Genomic DNA, 18,050 nt, shown 5'->3' on the forward strand with positions numbered 1-18,050 from the left:
CCTCTTTTCCATTACGATTCTGTTCTGATTAAAGGTAAGTTGGCCTGGCCATTTAAGTCACTGCCTGCTCGTTCTCCTCTTTGCAGGCGATAATAGCCAGCACAAGCGATCATAGCAGCATTGTCTGTGCATAACTCTAGTGGTGGAACGAAGAGCTTCTTATCTTTCTTTTGTAGAGCTTTTTCTAAGCGCTGGCGTAGGTAGCCATTGGCAGCAACGCCACCGGCTAAGAGAACCGTTGATATCTGCAGACTTTCTGCGGCACTGCAAGTTTTCTCTACCAGTACATCGACAACAGCTTCTTGGAAAGAAGCCGCTAGAGCCGCTTTGTCTACTTCTTCCCCTTTTAGCTTGGCTCGATTGAGCAAGTTAAGAACGGATGATTTTAAGCCACTGAAGCTAAAATCATAGCTATCTTTGAGCCAAGCTCGCGGCAGCTCATAAGCAGTAGGGTCGCCTTGGCGAGCTAACTTTTCAATGAGTGGCCCACCAGGATACCCTAAGCCGAGTGCTCTGGCAATCTTGTCATAGGCCTCTCCGGCTGCATCATCACGGGTTGACCCAAGAATTTTCATCGTTCCGTGATCTTGTAGATAGATCAAGTGGCTATGACCGCCTGAGACAACGAGACAGAGAAGCGGAAAGGAAAGCTGAGGATATTGTAGAAAATTGGCATAGATATGCCCTTCAATATGATGAACCCCTACAAGGGGCAATTCTCTAGCCATTGCAACGCCTTTGGCATAAGCAACACCGACAAGAAGAGCACCGACAAGACCAGGCCCTTGGGTAACCGCGAGGGCTGTCACATCAGACCAACGACATTGTCCTTCTTCTAGCGCCCGATCAACGACAGCCGTAATACTTTCCATATGCTTTCTCGAAGCAATCTCCGGTACAACACCACCAAAAACCTGATGCGTCGCCACCTGAGATGCAATAATGTTCGAACGAATCTTATGTCCTTCTTCAACAATCGCAGCTGAGGTCTCGTCACAACTCGTCTCTATAGCTAATATCACTTTCCCTTCTGGGAAAGCTGGGGAAGCATGGCCTGTCAACGTCTAATCCACCTCATAATCGTACATTTTCAACTTCAAGCCCATGAGGAAACCAACCCTCGCTGCTTGTGATTCGAGCGGGTCTTTCTTCTGCAATCAAGAATAGCTTGTGGGGATAGTAAAGGGTAACTTCATCGACCTTTACTACATTGTAGGGTGCTTCATCCTCAGGCTTGCCTTCCACGACCACAGGGAGATATTGATCGATACAGCAACAACCTCCGCCAACGACACAGCGCAAATCAATCGTTACGATATTACCGAGTGCAGCAATTTTCACTTTTCCTTCTTCTGTGATCTCCCATCGCATCGTAGATGCCCCCTTATTCGAAACTTCTCTTCCTATTATACCCCCATTAGGTATATGTTTGCAAAACTTTCCTTATAGAACACTTTCACCGCGTCACAAGGCTTCATCAACTATGCCCTACGTAAGCAACCCTTCATGAAAAGACATCATATACTCCCGAAAACCAGGATCTTTCTGCATAAGCGCCTGGGCCGCTCGCAAAGAAGACATAATCGTCTTATTCTCTGGATCAAGAATGGCGCTATCAAGACCTGCACCAATGGCCAAAGTAAGAAAAGTTCTGTTTAAGAGGGAGCGCACAGGCAAACCAAAAGAAACATTGGAGAGGCCACAGAGAATATGAACGTCCGGCAGCTCTTTACGAAGCCTTTGAATGACTTCTAGAGCGAAGGCAGCCCAATGTTCACCATGCACAACAGGTCGCAGTAGAGGGTCGAGGTAGATGTCGTCCATTTGAACTCCATCAGAAAGAAGTCTATCTACAAGGCGCAAAGAAACATCAACTTGCTCCTCTACAGTTTCGGCAAGACCGCGATCGTCGAGACACAAAGCAATTACGCGACAGTGATACTGCTTTACCAAAGGAATAAAGATACGATAGCGACTTTCCTCCGCAGAGATAGCATTAAGCCACGCTCTCCCTCGGTGTACTTTCAAAGCTCCTTCTATAGCCAAGGGATTGGGACTGTCTAGACAGACTGGATCATCTACAATGTTTTGTACCGTTTCTACGAGCCAAGCCAAACCTTCTGGTTCTTTTTGCCGCAATGTGGTGCAATTGAGGTCCATAACATGAGCACCCGATAATTTTTGGCGCAATGTCAGTTCTTGTATCAATGCTGCATTGTGAGACAATACAGCGCTTTCTATGCCGGGCCGACTTGTATGAATCTTTTCCCCAATGATGAGCATTCTATCCATCCTTCCTTGCTGTCACGAACTCATCTGGATCTTTGTGAATTCTTTCGCCAAAAAAACCCTGCTCTATGCAGGGTTCTTGATTATGATGGGTCTACTTGTTCTTGTTCTTTTATCTCTTTTTCTTCTAGCAATTCATAGCAAAGGTTCATAATATCACTTACCGAAAGAATGCCTACTACTTCTTCTCCTTCTAGAACAGGTAAGCAGCTGACTTTGTACTTTTTCATCATGACTACCGCATCGGCCAGCCTTTTCGACCGATCAACCGACACAGGATTGCGAGTCATCACCCATTCTACAGGCGTATAAGCAATAACACCTGGTGCCCGCATGGCTCGATCAATATCATGGTGGGTAACAATTCCAACCAAGCGACCTTGATCATCTACCACAGGCAAGCGTCGAATGATACGCTCGGTCATAACACGTAGCGCTTCAGAGATAGGCGTTGTCATTGTTGTGGTAATGGCTGGAGAGATCATCTTTGCTTCTACAAGCATGGCCATTCCCTGCCTTTCTACTTTAACCCCATTACTAGGTTATAATAAAAATACATTCGCCACAAAGATTACAAATCCTTCTCTTACCGGACTTCTAGGCTAGAATCCTCTTGCAAGCTGCGCCACATAATAAGCGCGTCTTCACCATTGTCACTATAGTAGTTCGGCCTGCGACCAACGCTTCGAAAGCCCATTTTATGATAAAGAGCCAGTGCACTGCCATTGGACGGTCTTACTTCGAGCGTAATCCGCTCTCCACCTAAAAGAGATGCTTCTAAAAATAGATAGCGTAAAAAAGCTTCTCCCACACCTTGTTGCCGCCAAGTATGGGCAATCGCTATGGTAGTGATGTGAGCCTCATCGAAAATAAGCCATAAACCGGCATAGCCGATGATCTCTTCACGTTCCTCGCATCTCGTTGCAGCCACCCAATAATGAGCTAGGCGACTCTCTGTTAACTCATCTTGAAAAATCTGACGACTCCAAGGTGCAGGAAAAGAAGCTTCTTCGATCTCCAAAACTGGATCAAGATCGGCTATAACCATGGTACGAAAATAAACTTGACCGCCTTCCACTTCCATCTCTGCTCTCCTTATGTTGTAGCACCTTTGAGGGCTTGCTGCTTTTTGTAATTTACTTCTGCTTCAGAAGGTCGAATGTAAAGAGGTGCTAGTTCATGAAGTGAATCTTCTTCCCCGCTCTGCAGTCGTTGCCAGCCTAGACGAGCTACCTGGCTGCCCCGAGGATAGGCTAGCTCTGGTGGAGCAAAAAGCGCCGAAGGTCCCATTGCCTCTTCTAGATAGGACCGATAAACGGGCACCGCATCGCCAAGAAACAGTATAGGCTTCTTCTGCTCTTTCCATTTGCTTTCTAATTGCTGGATCAGTTGTTGAGGTGATAGAGCTTCATAAGGGCTCAGCCTTTTCATGCCTTCTCCTTCCGCTTCGTATAAGGCCGTATAGACTTCAGATTTGCGAGCATCAAGAATGGGGCAAATGAAAGCAGAGCTATGGGCAATGTTGCGAGCCAATGCATCGAGAGTCGGTATCGCTACCACAGGTAGGCCTAGCGGATGAGCCATACCTTTGACAGAAGCTAGGGCTATGCGCAGCCCTGTAAAAGAACCTGGACCAATTGCGACAGCAAAACCATGCAAATCGGAAAGCTTACACCGCGATAAAGCAAGGGTTTGCTCTAAGGCCGGCATCAAGCGTTCTGAATGAGTCCCCTGGGTATGTAGAAAGGTCTCGGCAATCACCTTTTCATCACTGACTATCGCAATGGTTGTTACGGTTGTTGAGCAATCCAATCCAAGGACGTACATGCTTGATTCCACTCCCTTACGATTTGCTGGGCCTTTTCTCCAGAACCATTAAGTTCCATGCGGCGGGCAATTTCACCATTGCTTCGTTCAATTGGTACCAATCTCACTTGTAGAGCTTCCTCCGGCATAAGATGACCCAGTCGCTCCGGCCACTCTATGCAAAGCAGACCTTGTCCTTGCAGATAATGAGACCAGCCGATGTCCCATACTTCTTCTGGCTCTGTGAGCCGATACAGATCAAAATGATAAATTGGTATATTCCCTTCGTATTCATGAACGAGGGTAAAGGTAGGGCTTGTCACAGCTCCATCATAGCCAAGTGCGCGAACAAGCGCTTGTACAAGCGTTGTCTTGCCGGCACCTAAATCTCCAAAAAGCAGCAAAATATCATCTTTGGCCATATATTGTGCCAACCAGCAACCAAAAGCATCTGTCGCTTTTTCATCGATAAGAATCCCTTGACCCACTTCTCTTTGCAAGTTAACGGCTCCTTTGCATCATCTTCTTTTAAGGATATTGCCAAATTCGGTTATATTATACAGAAAGAAAAAAGAAACCCCCTTAGATAAGGAGGTTTAACGAAAAGCTTCCTGGCTCACGGTCCCACTCTGTTCTTTTCTCTCTATTAGAATAGATTGCCATAGTTGCTCTACGCGGCTACTGATACTGTATACATCAAAAGGCTTGGTCAAACAGTCTACAGCGCCTTCACGCAAAGCTCGTTGGACAAGACTTTCATCGGTATAAGCCGTCATCAGAATGACTTTGATAGAGGGGCTCGCTTTTACCATTCTAAGCATGGATTGAAATCCATCAAGCCCTGGCATCCGGACATCCATCAATACAATCGGTGGGTGATTCTTTTCTACGATATCGACGGCTTCTAAACCATTAACAGCTGTCAATACATTAAAGCCTGCTTCTCGAAATATAATCTGTAATAGTGATCGAACACCTTGTTGATCATCCACTACGAGAATGGTTTTGGCATCGATTTCCACACTCACTGGAATCACCTCCGTAAAAAAAGAAGGCTTTCAATAACTGCCTTTTATTTCCCATTTCGTCATGATTTATCAATTTCCTTCTTTTTTTATGTATTTTTTAGAAGTCCTTTCTTAGAGCACTTGCTTTCCAGCAATCCATGCTTTTGCTACTTTACTCCGACTGTCAAAAGGGTGACCCTCCCAAAGGACCAGATCCGCTTCTTTTCCGACTTCTAAGGTTCCTAAACGGTGCTCAAGACCTAGAATTCTTGCTGCGCCTATGGTTATGGCTTGCAAAGCCCTTTCTTCCTCTAAGCCATGCTTCACAGCAAGGCCTGCACAGAGGGGTAAGTACTGGATTGGAATAACGGGGTGATCTGTCATAATGGCAAAAGGAACGGACGCTTCTTCTAAAACTGCAGCGGTCCGAGGCGTAATTTCTTTCATTTCCACTTTGGCTCGATGGACAAGGGAAGGTCCAACGACAGCTGCTACCCCGGCTTGGGCCAATTCTGCTGCAATGAGATGACCCTCTGTACAGTGTTCAATCACCAGAGTAAGGTCAAACTCCTGCGCGATGCGCAGTGCTGTAAGAATATCATCGGCTCGATGGGCATGTACACGCAAGGGTACTTTTTTTTCAAAAAGAAGATCCAGTGCGTCCCAACGTAGATCCACATCCTGTTCAGGTGCTGCTTTTTTTTGCTGATATCTTTTTGCTTTTGTTAAAGCTTCTCTTAGCAAGGCAGCTGAAGCCATTCTTGTAATAGGTGCTTTGTTCTTTTCACCATAGACTCGCTTTGGATTTTCGCCAAGGGCGCATTTGATGGCACTTTTTTCATTGACAACACGTTGAGAAAAGCTTTGCTGACCTGCTTTCATAACAACAGCTTGTCCTCCAATGATATTGGCACTGCCTGGTAAAATACATAAAGTGGTGACCCCGCCTGTGAGAGCGTCTTCAAAAGCGGGATCAAAAGGATTAATTCCGTCTAGCGCTCTCATCTGCGGGGTTATAGGATCGGATGTTTCATTCAAGTCGTTGCCTTCGATGGGCGCATTTTCTTCCAGCAGCCCTACATGACAGTGCGCTTCGATAAAGCCCGGTAGTAATAAAAAGCCACGGCCATCGATGATTTCTCCCTCTTCTTCAAGCGTTGTCAGAGGTGGACAAGGTCCTACATGAGTAATAATTCCATGCTCATTAAAAGCAAGTAGTCCTTCTTCAATCGTTTCGCCCTTCATTGTCTTAATGGTAGCGCCGTATATGATTTTTTTCATCTCTGCATTCCTTCACTATGACTCTAAAGTAAATGCGGCTCTCATCTCGCCTACTTTATCACGTAAGTTGTTTTTTATTATTTTGGTATCATGATGAGCCAAGGCTTCCCGTTGTTCTGCCGTCAGTAAGCCCAGTTGACTCAATGCTTCAAGGACAATGGGTCCTAACGCATTCATATTACCATCGGCTACTTTGACAGCCATGCCCCAACCTTTCTCCGGGGCAGCCAAGGCATAGACACCATCGGCACCAATTTTGGCGACGATGGCGCCTTTGGTAACTGTCATAAGATCGCTATCTAACCGTCCTGTTCCGGCTACCAAAAAGGGATGATTTACCATGGCTTTCACAATTCTTGCGCAAGCTTTTTTTCGTCTTTCTGAGCCACTGCTAGCAAGGCCAAAGCGTCCAAAAGCGTATGCAATATTTTCCAGCGGCATGCCATATACAGGGATGCCACAGCCATCGACACCGATAATAACTTCTTCGGGTCTTAGTTCAGCAAGCGAAGCAACGGCTGCTAGTATATCTTTTTCAGCAGGATGCTCGGAAGAGACATAGTTTTCTAAGGGATAGCCCTGAAGCAAGCAGTAGGCTAAAACACCAGTATGTTTACCGGAACAGTTACAGTGTAGTAGCGTTGGTTTTTCTCCTGCTTTTAACAAAGCTTCTGCCGTTTTACGATCAAAAGGTCGATGGGTCCCACAAGCCAGCATTGTCTCTTCTAAGCCAATTTTCTGAATGCTATCAAGGACCCAGTGGCGATGCTCTTCTTCCCCTGTATGAGAACTCGTAAAAATCGCCAGGTTCTCTTCCGTGAAATTGAATTTTTCCATGCCGCCATTTTCTACGAGCGGTATCATCATGAGCGGTTTTGAAGAGGATCGCATATAAGTGATGCCTCCCTGCCCAGCTCGAGCTACGGTACGACCATCTTGATCAACGACGACGATCGATCCATAATGACGATTTTCTACCATGGGTCCTCTCGTAACTTCTACAAGTAAGGTGCTCATGTCCTGGCTCCTTTCGATATCTATGGTTCTAGGCAGGATCATTGTCTTTCTGTGGCAGGGAAAGCCCCAGTCATTCTTTTGTTATCTTATGCTTCCCCATTTTGCGAAAAAATGCACCGCTTGTATTGCTTGCAAGCTTCCGCAAAGAGTCGGAACAAGGCTTTTGCTTCTTGATCATTGCGGAAAAGATCTTCAGGATGCCATTGGACAGCCATAATAAAGGATTCACCTTGCCCTTCTATCGCTTCAACGATGCCATCAGCAGAGTGGGCGACAGCTTGAAGACCTTTTCCGAGACGATCAATGGCTTGATGATGAAAGCTGTTCACTTGTCCTGTTCCATTACGATATATCTGATGCAATTGGGAGCGTTCCACAATGTCAATGTTATGACTTTTATGCCAACGTGGAGATTTTTGTTGATGACGCAAAGCAGATGGTTTTTGCCGTGGTATATCTTGAATCAGCGTACCGCCTCGGGCAATGTTTAAGACTTGTAAGCCTCGACATATGGCTAGAACGGGCATTTTTCTTTGCAGTGCCTGGGCTAAAACAGCAAAATCTAAGCGATCTCTTTCGGGATCTACTTCTCCCAAAGCAGCATGCGGTTGTTGGTGATAGTAGATGGGATCGACATCACCACCACCAGATAAGACAAGGCCCTGGGCTTGTTGACAATAAGATTCTACTTCTTCAATTCCTTCAATGGATATGGGCCAGGGGAGCAAGCCTCCTTCTTGTAAGGCTTGTAGGTATTCACGACGGACTATGAGACGACCTCTTTCAAATGAGGGTGTGATGAGGACCAATGGTTTCATTGGAACGAACACCTCCATAAAAAAAGCGCCCGGGATGTCCCGAGCGGATGGTGTTAGAGATCGATCAGACCCAGGCTTATTTCTAGAGCCTGCGCAACCTTGCTCATCATATCTTCGTCTAGTAATCCAATCTTTTCACGCAACCGAGTCTTATCGATGGTTCGAATCTGTTCCAGCAGTACGACTGAATCCCGATCTAGCCCGCTTCTGCTCGATGGCACTTCAACATGGGTCGGCAACTTGGCTTTGCTGATCTGAGACGTAATAGCTGCCACAATGGTAGTGGGTGAATATTGATTGCCGATGTCATTTTGAATGATCAGAACAGGGCGGGTACCTCCCTGCTCTGAGCCAACTACAGGGTTCAGTTCTGCGTAGTAGACTTCTCCGCGACGTATATGGGCCATCTTACTTACCTAGCCAGCCTAGCCTCAAACAATCGCTCGACGTCAACCTCAGCTGTAAACCCTTCTAAGGCTAACTCCAAATTGATTCGGGCCATTTCGATATATCCACGACGCATCTGGTCACGTAACACCTTTCGTTTGTGCTCAATCATATACAGGTTAACAGCTTCCCGAATCAGTTGACTGCGGTTCATCTTTTCGGCCATCAATACTCGATCAAGTTCTGTCAACAACGTTTCCGGCAAGGTAACCTGAATGCGTTTTAAATCGGGCACGCAGTGCACCTCCCAGGGAAATTCCGCTCTCGTACTACCCATTATATAAACATTGTACCCATGAAAGCAAGAGGGTTTATACAAGCAGAATCATCCAAATAATTGTATCTATGACAATCAGCGATAGATACGGGGCACTCTGTTAGAAATCCCAGTCATGATCTCATAAGAAATCGTACCAGACAATTGCGCCCATTTCTCCATTGTAAGTTCAGGCAAAGCTTTTGGTTCCGAACCTTGACCTAGGAGAATGATTTCATCACCTTCTTCAAGCGGGGCATCGGCAATGTCAAAAACCATCTGATCCATACATATTCGTCCTACCTGGCAAATCATGCTTCCTTTTCCATACGCTTTTATTTTTCCAGAGAGAACCCTTGGTACACCATCGGCGTAACCGAGTGGAACCGTTGCAACACGGGTTGCTCGTGGACAACGATAGGTGCAACCATAACTAATGGGACTTTGAGCGGCTACTTTTTTGACTTGGACAATCTTTGCTTTTACTGTCATTAAAGGCTGTAAGTCTATTTTGGTCGCGCTTGCAGGAGAAGGGTAATGTCCATAGATGGCCAAGCCCGCTCGTACTGCATTGTAGTGGGAGTCTGGTATTTCAAGAAGCGCTGCCGAGTTAGCCATATGACACAGTGGCACTTGCAGCCCTTCTTTTTCCAGTTGCCGCAATAAGATATTAAAAGACTCTAGTTGATAATAGGCAAAGCTTTTGTCTTCTTCGTCAGCTGTGGCAAAGTGACTAAAAACTCCTTCAATCTCAAGTCCAGGAAGTCTGGCTACAGCGAGAAGATCTGAGAGACCTTGAAGTGCTGTAAAGCCGACACGGCTCATGCCTGTGTCTACTTTGAGATGTACTTTGACTTTTTTTCCGCTGGCAACAGCGGCTACTGAAAGCTCTTCTGCTGCTTTTCGAGTAAATATGGTCTGCGTTAGCTTTTCTTCAGCAAGGATAGGGAGTTGCGCAGGCGTGGTATATCCTAAGATAAGTATTGGCACCTTTACACCGGCTCTTCGTAATGCAATTGCTTCATCTAGAAGAGCTACCACAATGCCATCGACACCTTCTTGAGAAGCGATTTTGGCAAGTTGAACAGCACCGTGACCGTAGCCATTGGCTTTTAAGACAGCGAAAAACTGCGTTCCAGAACTGGTAAATTTTTTTAAGGATTTTATATTATGTGCAAAAGCGCTTACATTTATTTCTGCCCAGGCAGGTCTATTTTCTATATACCCTTTCTGTGCTGTCTCCTCCATCCCTGTGGCCCCCGTTTTATAAGGATTCTTCTGATAGTGCTTTGATGATGTCCGCCCGGGTCACAATGCCAACAAGCTTACCTTGACGAACCACAGGAAGTCGATTAATCCGTTGTTCTGTCATAATGGCTGCCATATCGGTGACTAAGGTATCTTCTTCTACAGTAATGACATCTTGGGTCATGATCTCTTCGGCACGTAATGCAATCATTTTGCGAAATTCTTCTTCAAATCGCTTTGGACTTTCTAAATAGACAAGGCCACCTAGCAAAGCAATATAGGAAGGATATTTTACTTCTCGATCTTTATAGAGCAGATCGCCTTCCGATACAATGCCGATGACTTCTCCTTTACTCGAGATAACAGGGACACCACTGATTTTCTTTTCTGTGAGCAATTTGGCTACTTCGTTAATGGGGCTATCTCCGTAGACAGAATACACTTCACGCGTCATGATTTGAGACGCTTTTATTGTTTGGGGACTCACAAAAACACCACCATCAATCTTCTTCGATTCTTTTCCAGGCTGCTGGCAAAGATGCGACAATATCGCCTGCTTTCATGGCCTTATGTCCATACAATTCTACAGCAATATCACCAGCCAAACCATGGACATATACAGCCAGTGCAGCGCCTTGTGCTGGGCTGTAGCCCTGTGCTAACAGGCTGCCTAGAACGCCTGCCAGCACATCACCACTGCCTGCCGTCGCCATGCCAGGGTTGCCTGTGGGGTTGATAAATAGTTCACCTTCAGCAGTCGCAATTAAAGTTCGAGCACCTTTTAAAGCGATGGTTACGCCCCAGTCCTTTGCAAAATGGGTGACGACTTGAAGACGGTTCTGTTGTATTTCTTCTATCGTTAAGCCTGTAAGTCGAGCCATCTCGCCCGGATGTGGTGTAAGTACGAGAGGCCCCTGGGCTGCCGCCAGACTTTCTATGTTACCTTCGAGAGCCATGAGTGCATCGGCATCGATAACGACAGGTCCCTTTGTTTTTTCGAGAAATTCTTGTAGAAAGAGGGCAGCTTCGCCATAACGACCCAGACCAGGTCCTACTACAAAACTGGTAAAAGAATCAAAAGATTTGCCCTCCAAAGCCGAAGCTTCCAATCGACCTTGGGGAGCCGATAAAGACAAGCTCATGGCTTCAGAAACCTGGGGAATGACGTAGGAGGCAATGCCCTCTGGCACAGCAACGGTCGTTTTTCCTGTACCGGAACGCAAAGCACCTTGTACTGTTAAGGTGATGGCCCCAGCCATGCCATTGCTGCCCCCCATGATCAAAAGATGGCCAAAATTTCCTTTATGCGCTTCAGGGTCTCTCTGACGTAACCAGCTTTTGCAAACTTTTGAGGTCAATAACCTTCGAGTAAGCAAAGGATTGTCTAGCAAATCTCTTGGGATAGATATATCGACCACAACAAGTTTTCCTGCAACAGATGCACCAGGCTCTAAGAGCAGCCCCAGCTTGGGCAGGCCAAATGTGACGGTCATAGTTGCTTTCAAGCAGATATTGCTAATTTTTCCTGTATTGACTTCAAGACCAGAGGGTACATCGACAGCAAGGGTTGGCAAAGCCAGCTCATTGAGCATCTCTATGGCTCGTGTAATTAGTTTTGGAACAGTACCGGAAAAGCCTGTGCCATAAATTGCATCTACGACAAGATGGGTTGATAACAAGCCCATTCGCAACGCATTGAGATCTTTCTGATCCATTAAGGCGTAGATTTTCCCGCCCATTCGTTTGTAAATGGTTAGGTTGGTGAGAGCATCGCCTCGTACATCTCTTTCGGGGGCTAGTAGGAACAGCTTCACGTCGGCGCCTTTGTTTAGAAGATGGCGCGCTACAACGAAGCCATCCCCTCCATTGCTTCCTTTTCCACAGAGGATTAAGATACTTTTACCTTCACAGGTACCTCCTAAGAGCTTGGTAACTTGCTTCGCAACTTCTATACCTGCATTCTCCATAAGCAATAGAGAAGGAATCCCATACTCTTCTGTGGCTCTTTGGTCCATGCGGTTCATTTCAGCAGCTGTTACTACTCGCATGATTCTGACCTCTTTGGATCGTCATGCCAGCACAAAACAACGGCCATAGCATGACTTCTTTCATGAGACAAACTGACAGACCAACCTTTCCAGCCTATAGAATCGATATACTCTTTCGTTTTTCCACGAAAATGAACTTGAGGTTTCCCTTTTTGGTGAGGGCGAATGACTTCAATTTCATCAAAAGCAGGAATGAAGTCACCAGGCATCGCTTTGATGACCGCTTCTTTGGCAGCAAAGCGTGCTGCGAAAGAGGGCCATGGATCTGTTTTTTGATGACATTCTGCTCTCTCTGCATCTGTAAAAATTCTTGATAAAAAGCGAGAATGTCGCTCCGCTGCTTTTTGAATGCGCTTGATCTCTACAATATCACAACCAATATGCAGGGGTGCCTCTGCAAGAATGGAAAAGTTAACCTTTTTCATAAGCCTAGTATGACCACCCTGTACAGAGGAAAAACCTAGTTCTAAAGCCATCCTTTCTAGGCTTTGTTCGTATTCCCTGCACATGCTTCTGAAGCCGATAATTGTTCCTTTTCTTTGTCTGATAAAATTTTATCGAGATCGAGCAATATGAGCAAACGCTCGCCTACCTTCCCTACGCCTTTGAGGTAGTCAACAGAAATGGAGCTAATCATCGGTGGAGGTGGCTCTAAGGCTGCTGTAGAGAGGCGCAGAACTTCTGTAACAGCATCTACGATCACGCCGACGGTGTTCTCGCCAATGTTAATCACGATAATGCGTGTATTGGCCGTATGATCGGCAAGGGTTAAGCCAAAGCGCTTCTTCAAGTCTATAACCGGAATAATTTTTCCCCGTAAATTGATAATACCTTCTACGAAGGGCGGTGCTTGTGGTATTTTCGTTGGCGTCATCAGTCGATTGATCTCTTGGACCTGCGTGATGGGAACGCCATATTCCTCAGAGCCTAGCTTAAAGACAACGAGTTGTATTTCTGTCGTTTCACTATTACTTTGACTCATTATGATTTCCTCCTCTCAGAAGTGGAAAGCGGATTCTGCTCGTATAGAGCTTTTTTGTCATAGGATGGCAAAGTAACTTTTTGTGGTATATACTTAGTCATGTAAATCGTAGTCCCTTTTTCGTTATAGGAAACTTCGTCCATCGATGCATTGATAAGCAAAATACCTCGACCTGATTCACTCAATAAATCCAGTTCTCCCACTTCTTTGGGAGAAAAACCTTTGCCTTCGTCAGAAATCTCTAGGTGTAAAGCCTCTTCTTTCACTTCATAAGCCAGTCTTACTTTTTTATTCAAACATTCTTTATTCCCATGAACGACGGCGTTTACCAATGCTTCGATCATAGCTAGCTTAATGAAGTCTAGGTCGCCCTTATCCCAAGGAAGATCTTTGATATCTTCGATAACCTCGTTGACAATTTTTTCAACATTAAACCGACTGCTGGCAAAATAAAGCTCTTTTCTTGCTATCATTGCTTCATTCCTGCTTTCCCCGCCTCGTTGCTAGAACCTCTGGCTCCTGCCACAGAATGGAAGAAGGTTCTATCTAAGCTATGAGACAGGCAGCGTCCTTGATTCCTTTTGGAGCTCAACATTCTGCCCCCCTCATCAAGTAATACTCTGGATCTGGAGCAGTATCCTCTTGTACTTTTATAATACAATTATTTCGATATTTAACACAGTAAATCCTTTTTATATTTTGCCTTTTCTTAATAGTTACCCTACATTATGCTCCCTTCAGCAGCAGCCGAAATGGCTGTGCTGCCCAATTTAATCATATTTTTTAGGAGGTTTCTCAATGTTAGAATTAACGCTTCATGTAGAAGGTATGTCTTGTGGTCATTGTAAAGCTGCCGTAGAAGGCGCTCTTCAAAAGGTTGAAGGTGTTAAAGAGGTTGCTGTTTTTTTGGAAGAAGGTACCGTGACCATCCGCTTTGATGCTGAAAAGACCGCACCCGAAGTACTGATTGAGTTGATTGAAGAGGAAGGATACGAAGTACTTGATTAATTTGCGCAGAAAGGCTTGCTAAAAATACTTTATAATGCTATATTATAAAAATGTGGCTTAAAGCCATCAATCCCTGCTCTATCCGTAGAGATAGGGCCATTTGTCCGAAGGGAGGTGCCTGGTTTGCGGAATTACGAAGCGATGATTTTAGTTCGCCCCAATCTTGAAGAAGAAGCTTTTCAAGCTGTAGTGGACAAGTTTACGAACCTCATTGCCCAAGAGGGTGGCGAGATCGTCAAAGTTGACAAGTGGGGCAAGCGCAGGCTTCAGTATGAGATTAACAAGCTCAAAGAAGCCTTCTATGTTCTCGTCTACTTCAAAGGAGAACCTGCTGTGGCGCAAGAATTAGAGCGTGTTATGAAGATTTCTGATGACATCGTTCGTTTCTTGGTCATTCGTATGGAAGAAAAGAACGCGAAGTAGCACTGTTCAACAGACCATCTTGTACACTGAAGGGTAAAGGAGGGTTATCATGCAAGATCGAAGTGAAAAGCCAGAGCGCAGAGGCGGTCGTAGAGGCCGTCGTCCTCGCCGCCGCATTTGCTTCTTCTGTGTCGATAAAATCGACGCTGTTGATTACAAAGAAGTGGGCAAGCTGCGTAAGTATATTACGGAGCGAGGTAAAATTTTACCTCGTCGTGTTTCCGGTTGCTGCGCCAAGCATCAACGCCAGTTAACACAAGCGATTAAGCGTTCCCGCCACGTTGCTTTGTTACCTTTTACGACGAACGAGTAATAAGTTCGCCGTTGAAAAAAAGGCACTGTAGAGATAGATTCTCTGCAGTGCCTTTTTTTTGTTTTTTTTGCTTTTTATTTTGTAACATCATGACCACTCAAAGGGGCACACTCTTAGATAAAAAGGTCGCAGAGAAAGGAGTGGTGTCAACATGCAATTGCAGTTTAAACCCAATGTGGGTCAAATCGATCGCTTGATTCGCCTTTTTCTGGGTGCTCAGTTGTTGCTGTTAGCCTTCCTCTTCCCTGTGTCTGCTCCAATCACGCAAACTCTGATTGCATCGCTTGGACTCTGGCAAATGATCCAAGGCCTTTTAGGCTACTGCTTTGTCTATGATCTTCTGGGTTATTCTAGCCTAAAAGCAGCCTTGAAGTAATTGTTATGCTTGTGCTGCTTGACCGAGATCTTCAATGTCTTTTCGTTTCTGAAGCAAAGTTAAGGCTGGTGTTCGCTCTTTTGTAAAGAGTTTGCTTGAGATGATTTTTACCGACACCCAATCTTGGGGCTGGATCACCCAGCCCTGTTCTTTTGGAACTGTGGCAATTATGCTTTGTTGATCGGCTATGACCATTTCTACTTTGAAAAAGTCACCTAGAAAGGTTGTTTGGCGTACCTGTGCTTTCACATCGGCTTTCTCATGATAAGGTTCTATACGGACATCTTCTGGGCGGATTACTACTTCAACGTCGCTGCCTTCTATCAGCCTGTAAGCTCGAATCTGTAAGGCACCAAGATCTGCATTGCCATTTTTTACTTTCGTTCGATAGTAATTAACATCACCAACAAAACTCGCCACAAAAGGTGTTGCAGGACGATGGTAAATTTCTCTTGGTGTCCCCAATTGCTCTAGTTTCCCTAGGTTAAAGACAGCCACTCTGTCAGCCACTTCTAAGGCTTCTTGTTGATCGTGCGTTACAAAAATACTTGTTAACTTCAATTCTTCATGAAGCTTCACGATCCACTGCCGTAACTCTTTGCGCAGCTTGGCGTCAACGGCCGCAAAAGGTTCGTCTAAAAGAAGCAACTTAGGCTCCGATGCAAGTGCTCTTGCTAAAGCGACTCGTTGTTGTTGTCCCCCTGACAATTGATGGGGATAACGATTCTCTAAGCCTTGTAGAGCCATTTTCTCTAAAAACATAAAGACCTTTTCGTGAATGGTATCTTTATCTTTTTTCTTAATCTTGAGGCCAAAAGCAATGTTATCATAGACTGTCATGTGTTGAAAAAGAGCATAGTTCTGAAAGACAAAGCCAATGCCTCGTTGCTGCGGTGGCAAGAGATCGACTCGCTTCCCCATGATATGAATCTCTCCTGCACAGGGTTGTTCTAGTCCTGCAATAATTCGCAATAAGGTCGTTTTTCCACTGCCGCTAGGACCTAATAAAGCTGTCATTTCTTCTTCTTCCAGTTGAAAAGATAGGTCTTTGAGGACTTCCGTTCCACCTGGAAATTTTTTGACTACGTTTTTGACTACAATACTCATGACTCTATCACTCCCTTCTTGCGCTTTAATAATTCAAGAAAAATCAATATCACAAAAGAAGTGCCTGCTAGCACCAAAGATACAGCAAAAGCAGCTGCCATATTAAAGTCCGTAGCGGCCTGGTACACATACAGTGTTGCCGATTGCGTGGCCATAATGATATTGCCAGAAACGACCAGCACTGCTCCAAATTCTCCCAAAGAACGGGCGATTGTTAAAACCATGCCATATAAAACGCCCCACTTGATTGACGGTAAAGTTACTTTCCAGAAAGTCATCCATCGTGAGGCGCCGAGTGTGTAGGCCACTTCTTCTTGACTTTTACCCATTTCTTGTAATAAAGGCATTACTTCGCGCACCATAAAGGGATAGGTAATAAAAAGTGTAGCAATGATCATACCCGGTAAGGCAAAGATAATGGAAAAGGTCATTTCGCTGAAAAACATTCCAATTATACCCTGTGGTCCATAGAGCAATAAGATCATTAAGCCTGCAATGACTGGAGATACGGCAAAGGGAAGGTCCACCAAGCCGTTAATAAAATTCTGACCCCAAAACTTTTGTCTTGTCATGACATAGGCCGTCAGTAGCCCTAAAAGGGTATTAATACAAAGAACAATTACGGTAATAATAAAAGTTAACTTCAATGCATGAATGGCTTCCGGTCTTGTTATTTCATGCCAGAAACTATCGAGCCCATAACCAACTGTTCCTACGACCAAAGCACCTACAGGAGCAATTAAAAAAAGGGTAAACCAGACATACAAAAGACCGGCGAAAATTCTGTTTTTTTTCATCAGCCGTCCCTACCTTTTCCAGCAAACCAGCGGCTTTGAAGATAAAGCAAGCTAAAAGAAAAGAAGAGCAAAACAACAGATACAGCCGAAGCGCCTAGCAGATTAAAGCTTTCTACTTCTCCGTAGATGTACACGGAAGCGACTTGTGTTTGCAAGGGAATGTTACCAGCCACAATAACAATCGATCCGAATTCCGCCAAAGCGCGAGAAAAGGTTAATGAAAATCCTGAAGCAATACCCGGCCAGAGCGAAGGCAACGTAATTTTCCGAAAAGTTTGCCATCGACTTGCGCCGAGGGTATGAGCCACTTCTTCTTTATCCTTGCCCATTTCCATTAAAAGGGGTTGCACAGCTCGGATAGAAAAGGGAAAGGTGACAAAAATCATTGCCAGGAGAATGCCCGGAACAGCATAGATAATGTCAATGCCCCGTTCGGAAAGCCAAGATCCAATGGGACTTTGTGGACCATAAAGAATTAAAAGCATTAAACCACTGACAGCTGTAGGTATGGCAAAAGGGAGATCGACGAGAGAATTAAGAATTGTTTTTCCTTTTACAGGATAACGAACGAGCACATAGGCGGCAAAAGTACCTGCAATCGCGTTAACAATCGCTGTAAAGAGAGCTAAGAAAAAGGTAAACAACAACGTAAAGGTAGCATCGGGCTTATTAATTGAGTGCCAGAATCCAGCCCATCCTTCTCGGAAAGCTTCGGCAAAAATATGACTCAGAGGGAGCACAATCAACAGTAAAAGGTAGCCAAATAGAATGCTACGCAATGCTAGAGCCGTTAAATTGTAGTTTGTTCCAGTCTGCAATCGATTCAA

26 protein-coding genes are annotated in these 18,050 nt (G+C 45.1%); 4 read left to right on the top strand and 22 right to left on the bottom strand.

All coding sequences use genetic code 11. The features are described 5' to 3' along the window. Window positions 1-11: 11 nt before the first annotated feature. The 19 genes from tsaD to FTV88_RS13860 form a co-directional block, all read right to left on the bottom strand. A complete protein-coding gene (tsaD, locus tag FTV88_RS13770) occupies window positions 12-1,061 on the bottom strand; it encodes a tRNA (adenosine(37)-N6)-threonylcarbamoyltransferase complex transferase subunit TsaD (protein ID WP_153726140.1) in 1,050 nt (349 codons plus the stop codon). Window positions 1,062-1,074: 13 nt separating this feature from the next. Beyond that, complete coding sequence (locus FTV88_RS13775; RefSeq protein ID WP_153726141.1) at window positions 1,075-1,371, bottom strand: CC/Se motif family (seleno)protein; 297 nt, start codon at window positions 1,369-1,371, stop codon at window positions 1,075-1,077. Between the two features lie 117 nt (window positions 1,372-1,488). Beyond that, window positions 1,489-2,283: a dihydropteroate synthase gene (locus FTV88_RS13780; RefSeq protein ID WP_153726142.1), complete on the bottom strand. Its 795-nt coding sequence runs from the start codon at window positions 2,281-2,283 to the stop codon at window positions 1,489-1,491. A gap of 89 nt (window positions 2,284-2,372) precedes the next feature. Next, the gene (locus FTV88_RS13785) at window positions 2,373-2,798 is read right to left on the bottom strand and encodes a CBS domain-containing protein (protein ID WP_153726143.1); all 426 of its coding nucleotides are present in this window, start codon (window positions 2,796-2,798) and stop codon (window positions 2,373-2,375) included. 77 nt (window positions 2,799-2,875) lie between these two features. Continuing rightward, window positions 2,876-3,373, bottom strand: a complete 498-nt coding sequence (gene rimI, locus FTV88_RS13790) for a ribosomal protein S18-alanine N-acetyltransferase (protein WP_153726144.1) — start codon at window positions 3,371-3,373, stop codon at window positions 2,876-2,878. Between the two features lie 11 nt (window positions 3,374-3,384). Then, on the bottom strand, window positions 3,385-4,116 hold the full coding sequence (gene tsaB / locus FTV88_RS13795) for a tRNA (adenosine(37)-N6)-threonylcarbamoyltransferase complex dimerization subunit type 1 TsaB (protein ID WP_153726145.1): 732 nt from the start codon (window positions 4,114-4,116) through the stop codon (window positions 3,385-3,387). Then, window positions 4,080-4,595, bottom strand: a complete 516-nt coding sequence (gene tsaE / locus FTV88_RS13800; protein WP_153726146.1) for a tRNA (adenosine(37)-N6)-threonylcarbamoyltransferase complex ATPase subunit type 1 TsaE — start codon at window positions 4,593-4,595, stop codon at window positions 4,080-4,082. The genes tsaB and tsaE overlap by 37 nt, the downstream gene beginning before the upstream one ends. A gap of 96 nt (window positions 4,596-4,691) precedes the next feature. Continuing rightward, window positions 4,692-5,123 carry a response regulator gene (locus tag FTV88_RS13805; protein ID WP_162008063.1) on the bottom strand — a complete coding sequence of 144 codons (432 nt, stop codon included), beginning with the start codon at window positions 5,121-5,123 and terminating at the stop codon, window positions 4,692-4,694. Window positions 5,124-5,234: 111 nt separating this feature from the next. Beyond that, window positions 5,235-6,383, bottom strand: a complete 1,149-nt coding sequence (locus tag FTV88_RS13810; protein ID WP_153726148.1) for an amidohydrolase — start codon at window positions 6,381-6,383, stop codon at window positions 5,235-5,237. A 15-nt stretch (window positions 6,384-6,398) separates the two neighbouring features. Then, entirely contained in the window at window positions 6,399-7,400 is a 1,002-nt protein-coding gene (locus tag FTV88_RS13815) for an asparaginase (RefSeq protein WP_162008064.1), read from the bottom strand. Window positions 7,401-7,486: 86 nt separating this feature from the next. Next, window positions 7,487-8,218 (bottom strand): gamma-glutamyl-gamma-aminobutyrate hydrolase family protein, encoded by a 732-nt coding sequence (locus tag FTV88_RS13820; protein ID WP_162008065.1) that lies wholly within the window; start codon window positions 8,216-8,218, stop codon window positions 7,487-7,489. 53 nt (window positions 8,219-8,271) lie between these two features. After that, window positions 8,272-8,625, bottom strand: coding sequence for a type II toxin-antitoxin system PemK/MazF family toxin (locus tag FTV88_RS13825; protein ID WP_153726151.1), 354 nt, complete (start codon window positions 8,623-8,625; stop codon window positions 8,272-8,274). A 5-nt stretch (window positions 8,626-8,630) separates the two neighbouring features. Beyond that, window positions 8,631-8,900: a CopG family ribbon-helix-helix protein gene (locus FTV88_RS13830; protein WP_151620922.1), complete on the bottom strand. Its 270-nt coding sequence runs from the start codon at window positions 8,898-8,900 to the stop codon at window positions 8,631-8,633. Between the two features lie 117 nt (window positions 8,901-9,017). Further along, window positions 9,018-10,169 (bottom strand): alanine racemase, encoded by a 1,152-nt coding sequence (gene alr, locus FTV88_RS13835; protein ID WP_153726152.1) that lies wholly within the window; start codon window positions 10,167-10,169, stop codon window positions 9,018-9,020. Between the two features lie 16 nt (window positions 10,170-10,185). Beyond that, a complete protein-coding gene (locus FTV88_RS13840; RefSeq protein WP_243137176.1) occupies window positions 10,186-10,656 on the bottom strand; it encodes a CBS domain-containing protein in 471 nt (156 codons plus the stop codon). 13 nt (window positions 10,657-10,669) lie between these two features. Continuing rightward, window positions 10,670-12,217, bottom strand: coding sequence for an NAD(P)H-hydrate dehydratase (locus tag FTV88_RS13845; RefSeq protein WP_153726153.1), 1,548 nt, complete (start codon window positions 12,215-12,217; stop codon window positions 10,670-10,672). Then, complete coding sequence (acpS, locus tag FTV88_RS13850; RefSeq protein ID WP_162008067.1) at window positions 12,208-12,642, bottom strand: holo-ACP synthase; 435 nt, start codon at window positions 12,640-12,642, stop codon at window positions 12,208-12,210. Before acpS ends, FTV88_RS13845 begins: the two co-directional genes overlap by 10 nt. 56 nt (window positions 12,643-12,698) lie before the next feature. After that, window positions 12,699-13,199, bottom strand: coding sequence for a chemotaxis protein CheW (locus FTV88_RS13855; protein WP_153726155.1), 501 nt, complete (start codon window positions 13,197-13,199; stop codon window positions 12,699-12,701). Continuing rightward, window positions 13,199-13,672: an ATP-binding protein gene (locus tag FTV88_RS13860; RefSeq protein ID WP_153726156.1), complete on the bottom strand. Its 474-nt coding sequence runs from the start codon at window positions 13,670-13,672 to the stop codon at window positions 13,199-13,201. The genes FTV88_RS13855 and FTV88_RS13860 overlap by 1 nt, the downstream gene beginning before the upstream one ends. Window positions 13,673-13,997: 325 nt before the next feature. On the opposite strand from FTV88_RS13860, the gene FTV88_RS13865 reads away from it, so the two are divergent. From FTV88_RS13865 to FTV88_RS13880, 4 genes are all read left to right on the top strand, one after another. Continuing rightward, window positions 13,998-14,207 (top strand): cation transporter, encoded by a 210-nt coding sequence (locus tag FTV88_RS13865; protein WP_153726157.1) that lies wholly within the window; start codon window positions 13,998-14,000, stop codon window positions 14,205-14,207. A gap of 123 nt (window positions 14,208-14,330) precedes the next feature. Then, complete coding sequence (rpsF, locus tag FTV88_RS13870; RefSeq protein ID WP_153726158.1) at window positions 14,331-14,630, top strand: 30S ribosomal protein S6; 300 nt, start codon at window positions 14,331-14,333, stop codon at window positions 14,628-14,630. A 49-nt stretch (window positions 14,631-14,679) separates the two neighbouring features. Further along, the gene (gene rpsR, locus FTV88_RS13875) at window positions 14,680-14,943 is read left to right on the top strand and encodes a 30S ribosomal protein S18 (protein WP_153726159.1); all 264 of its coding nucleotides are present in this window, start codon (window positions 14,680-14,682) and stop codon (window positions 14,941-14,943) included. A 151-nt stretch (window positions 14,944-15,094) separates the two neighbouring features. Further along, window positions 15,095-15,319 (top strand): YgaP-like transmembrane domain, encoded by a 225-nt coding sequence (locus FTV88_RS13880; RefSeq protein WP_153726160.1) that lies wholly within the window; start codon window positions 15,095-15,097, stop codon window positions 15,317-15,319. A 3-nt stretch (window positions 15,320-15,322) separates the two neighbouring features. Here FTV88_RS13880 and FTV88_RS13885 read toward each other — a convergent pair whose 3' ends face one another. From FTV88_RS13885 to cysT, 3 genes are read right to left on the bottom strand one after another with little or no spacing between them, the layout of a single operon-like run. Further along, complete coding sequence (locus tag FTV88_RS13885; protein ID WP_153726161.1) at window positions 15,323-16,426, bottom strand: ABC transporter ATP-binding protein; 1,104 nt, start codon at window positions 16,424-16,426, stop codon at window positions 15,323-15,325. Continuing rightward, window positions 16,423-17,223, bottom strand: a complete 801-nt coding sequence (locus FTV88_RS13890) for a sulfate ABC transporter permease (RefSeq protein ID WP_153726162.1) — start codon at window positions 17,221-17,223, stop codon at window positions 16,423-16,425. The genes FTV88_RS13885 and FTV88_RS13890 overlap by 4 nt, the downstream gene beginning before the upstream one ends. Next, complete coding sequence (gene cysT, locus FTV88_RS13895) at window positions 17,223-18,050, bottom strand: sulfate ABC transporter permease subunit CysT (protein WP_207707883.1); 828 nt, start codon at window positions 18,048-18,050, stop codon at window positions 17,223-17,225. The genes FTV88_RS13890 and cysT overlap by 1 nt, the downstream gene beginning before the upstream one ends.

The organism is Heliorestis convoluta (assembly GCF_009649955.1).
In the GTDB taxonomy this organism is placed as follows: Bacteria; Bacillota; Desulfitobacteriia; order Heliobacteriales; family Heliobacteriaceae; genus Heliorestis; species Heliorestis convoluta.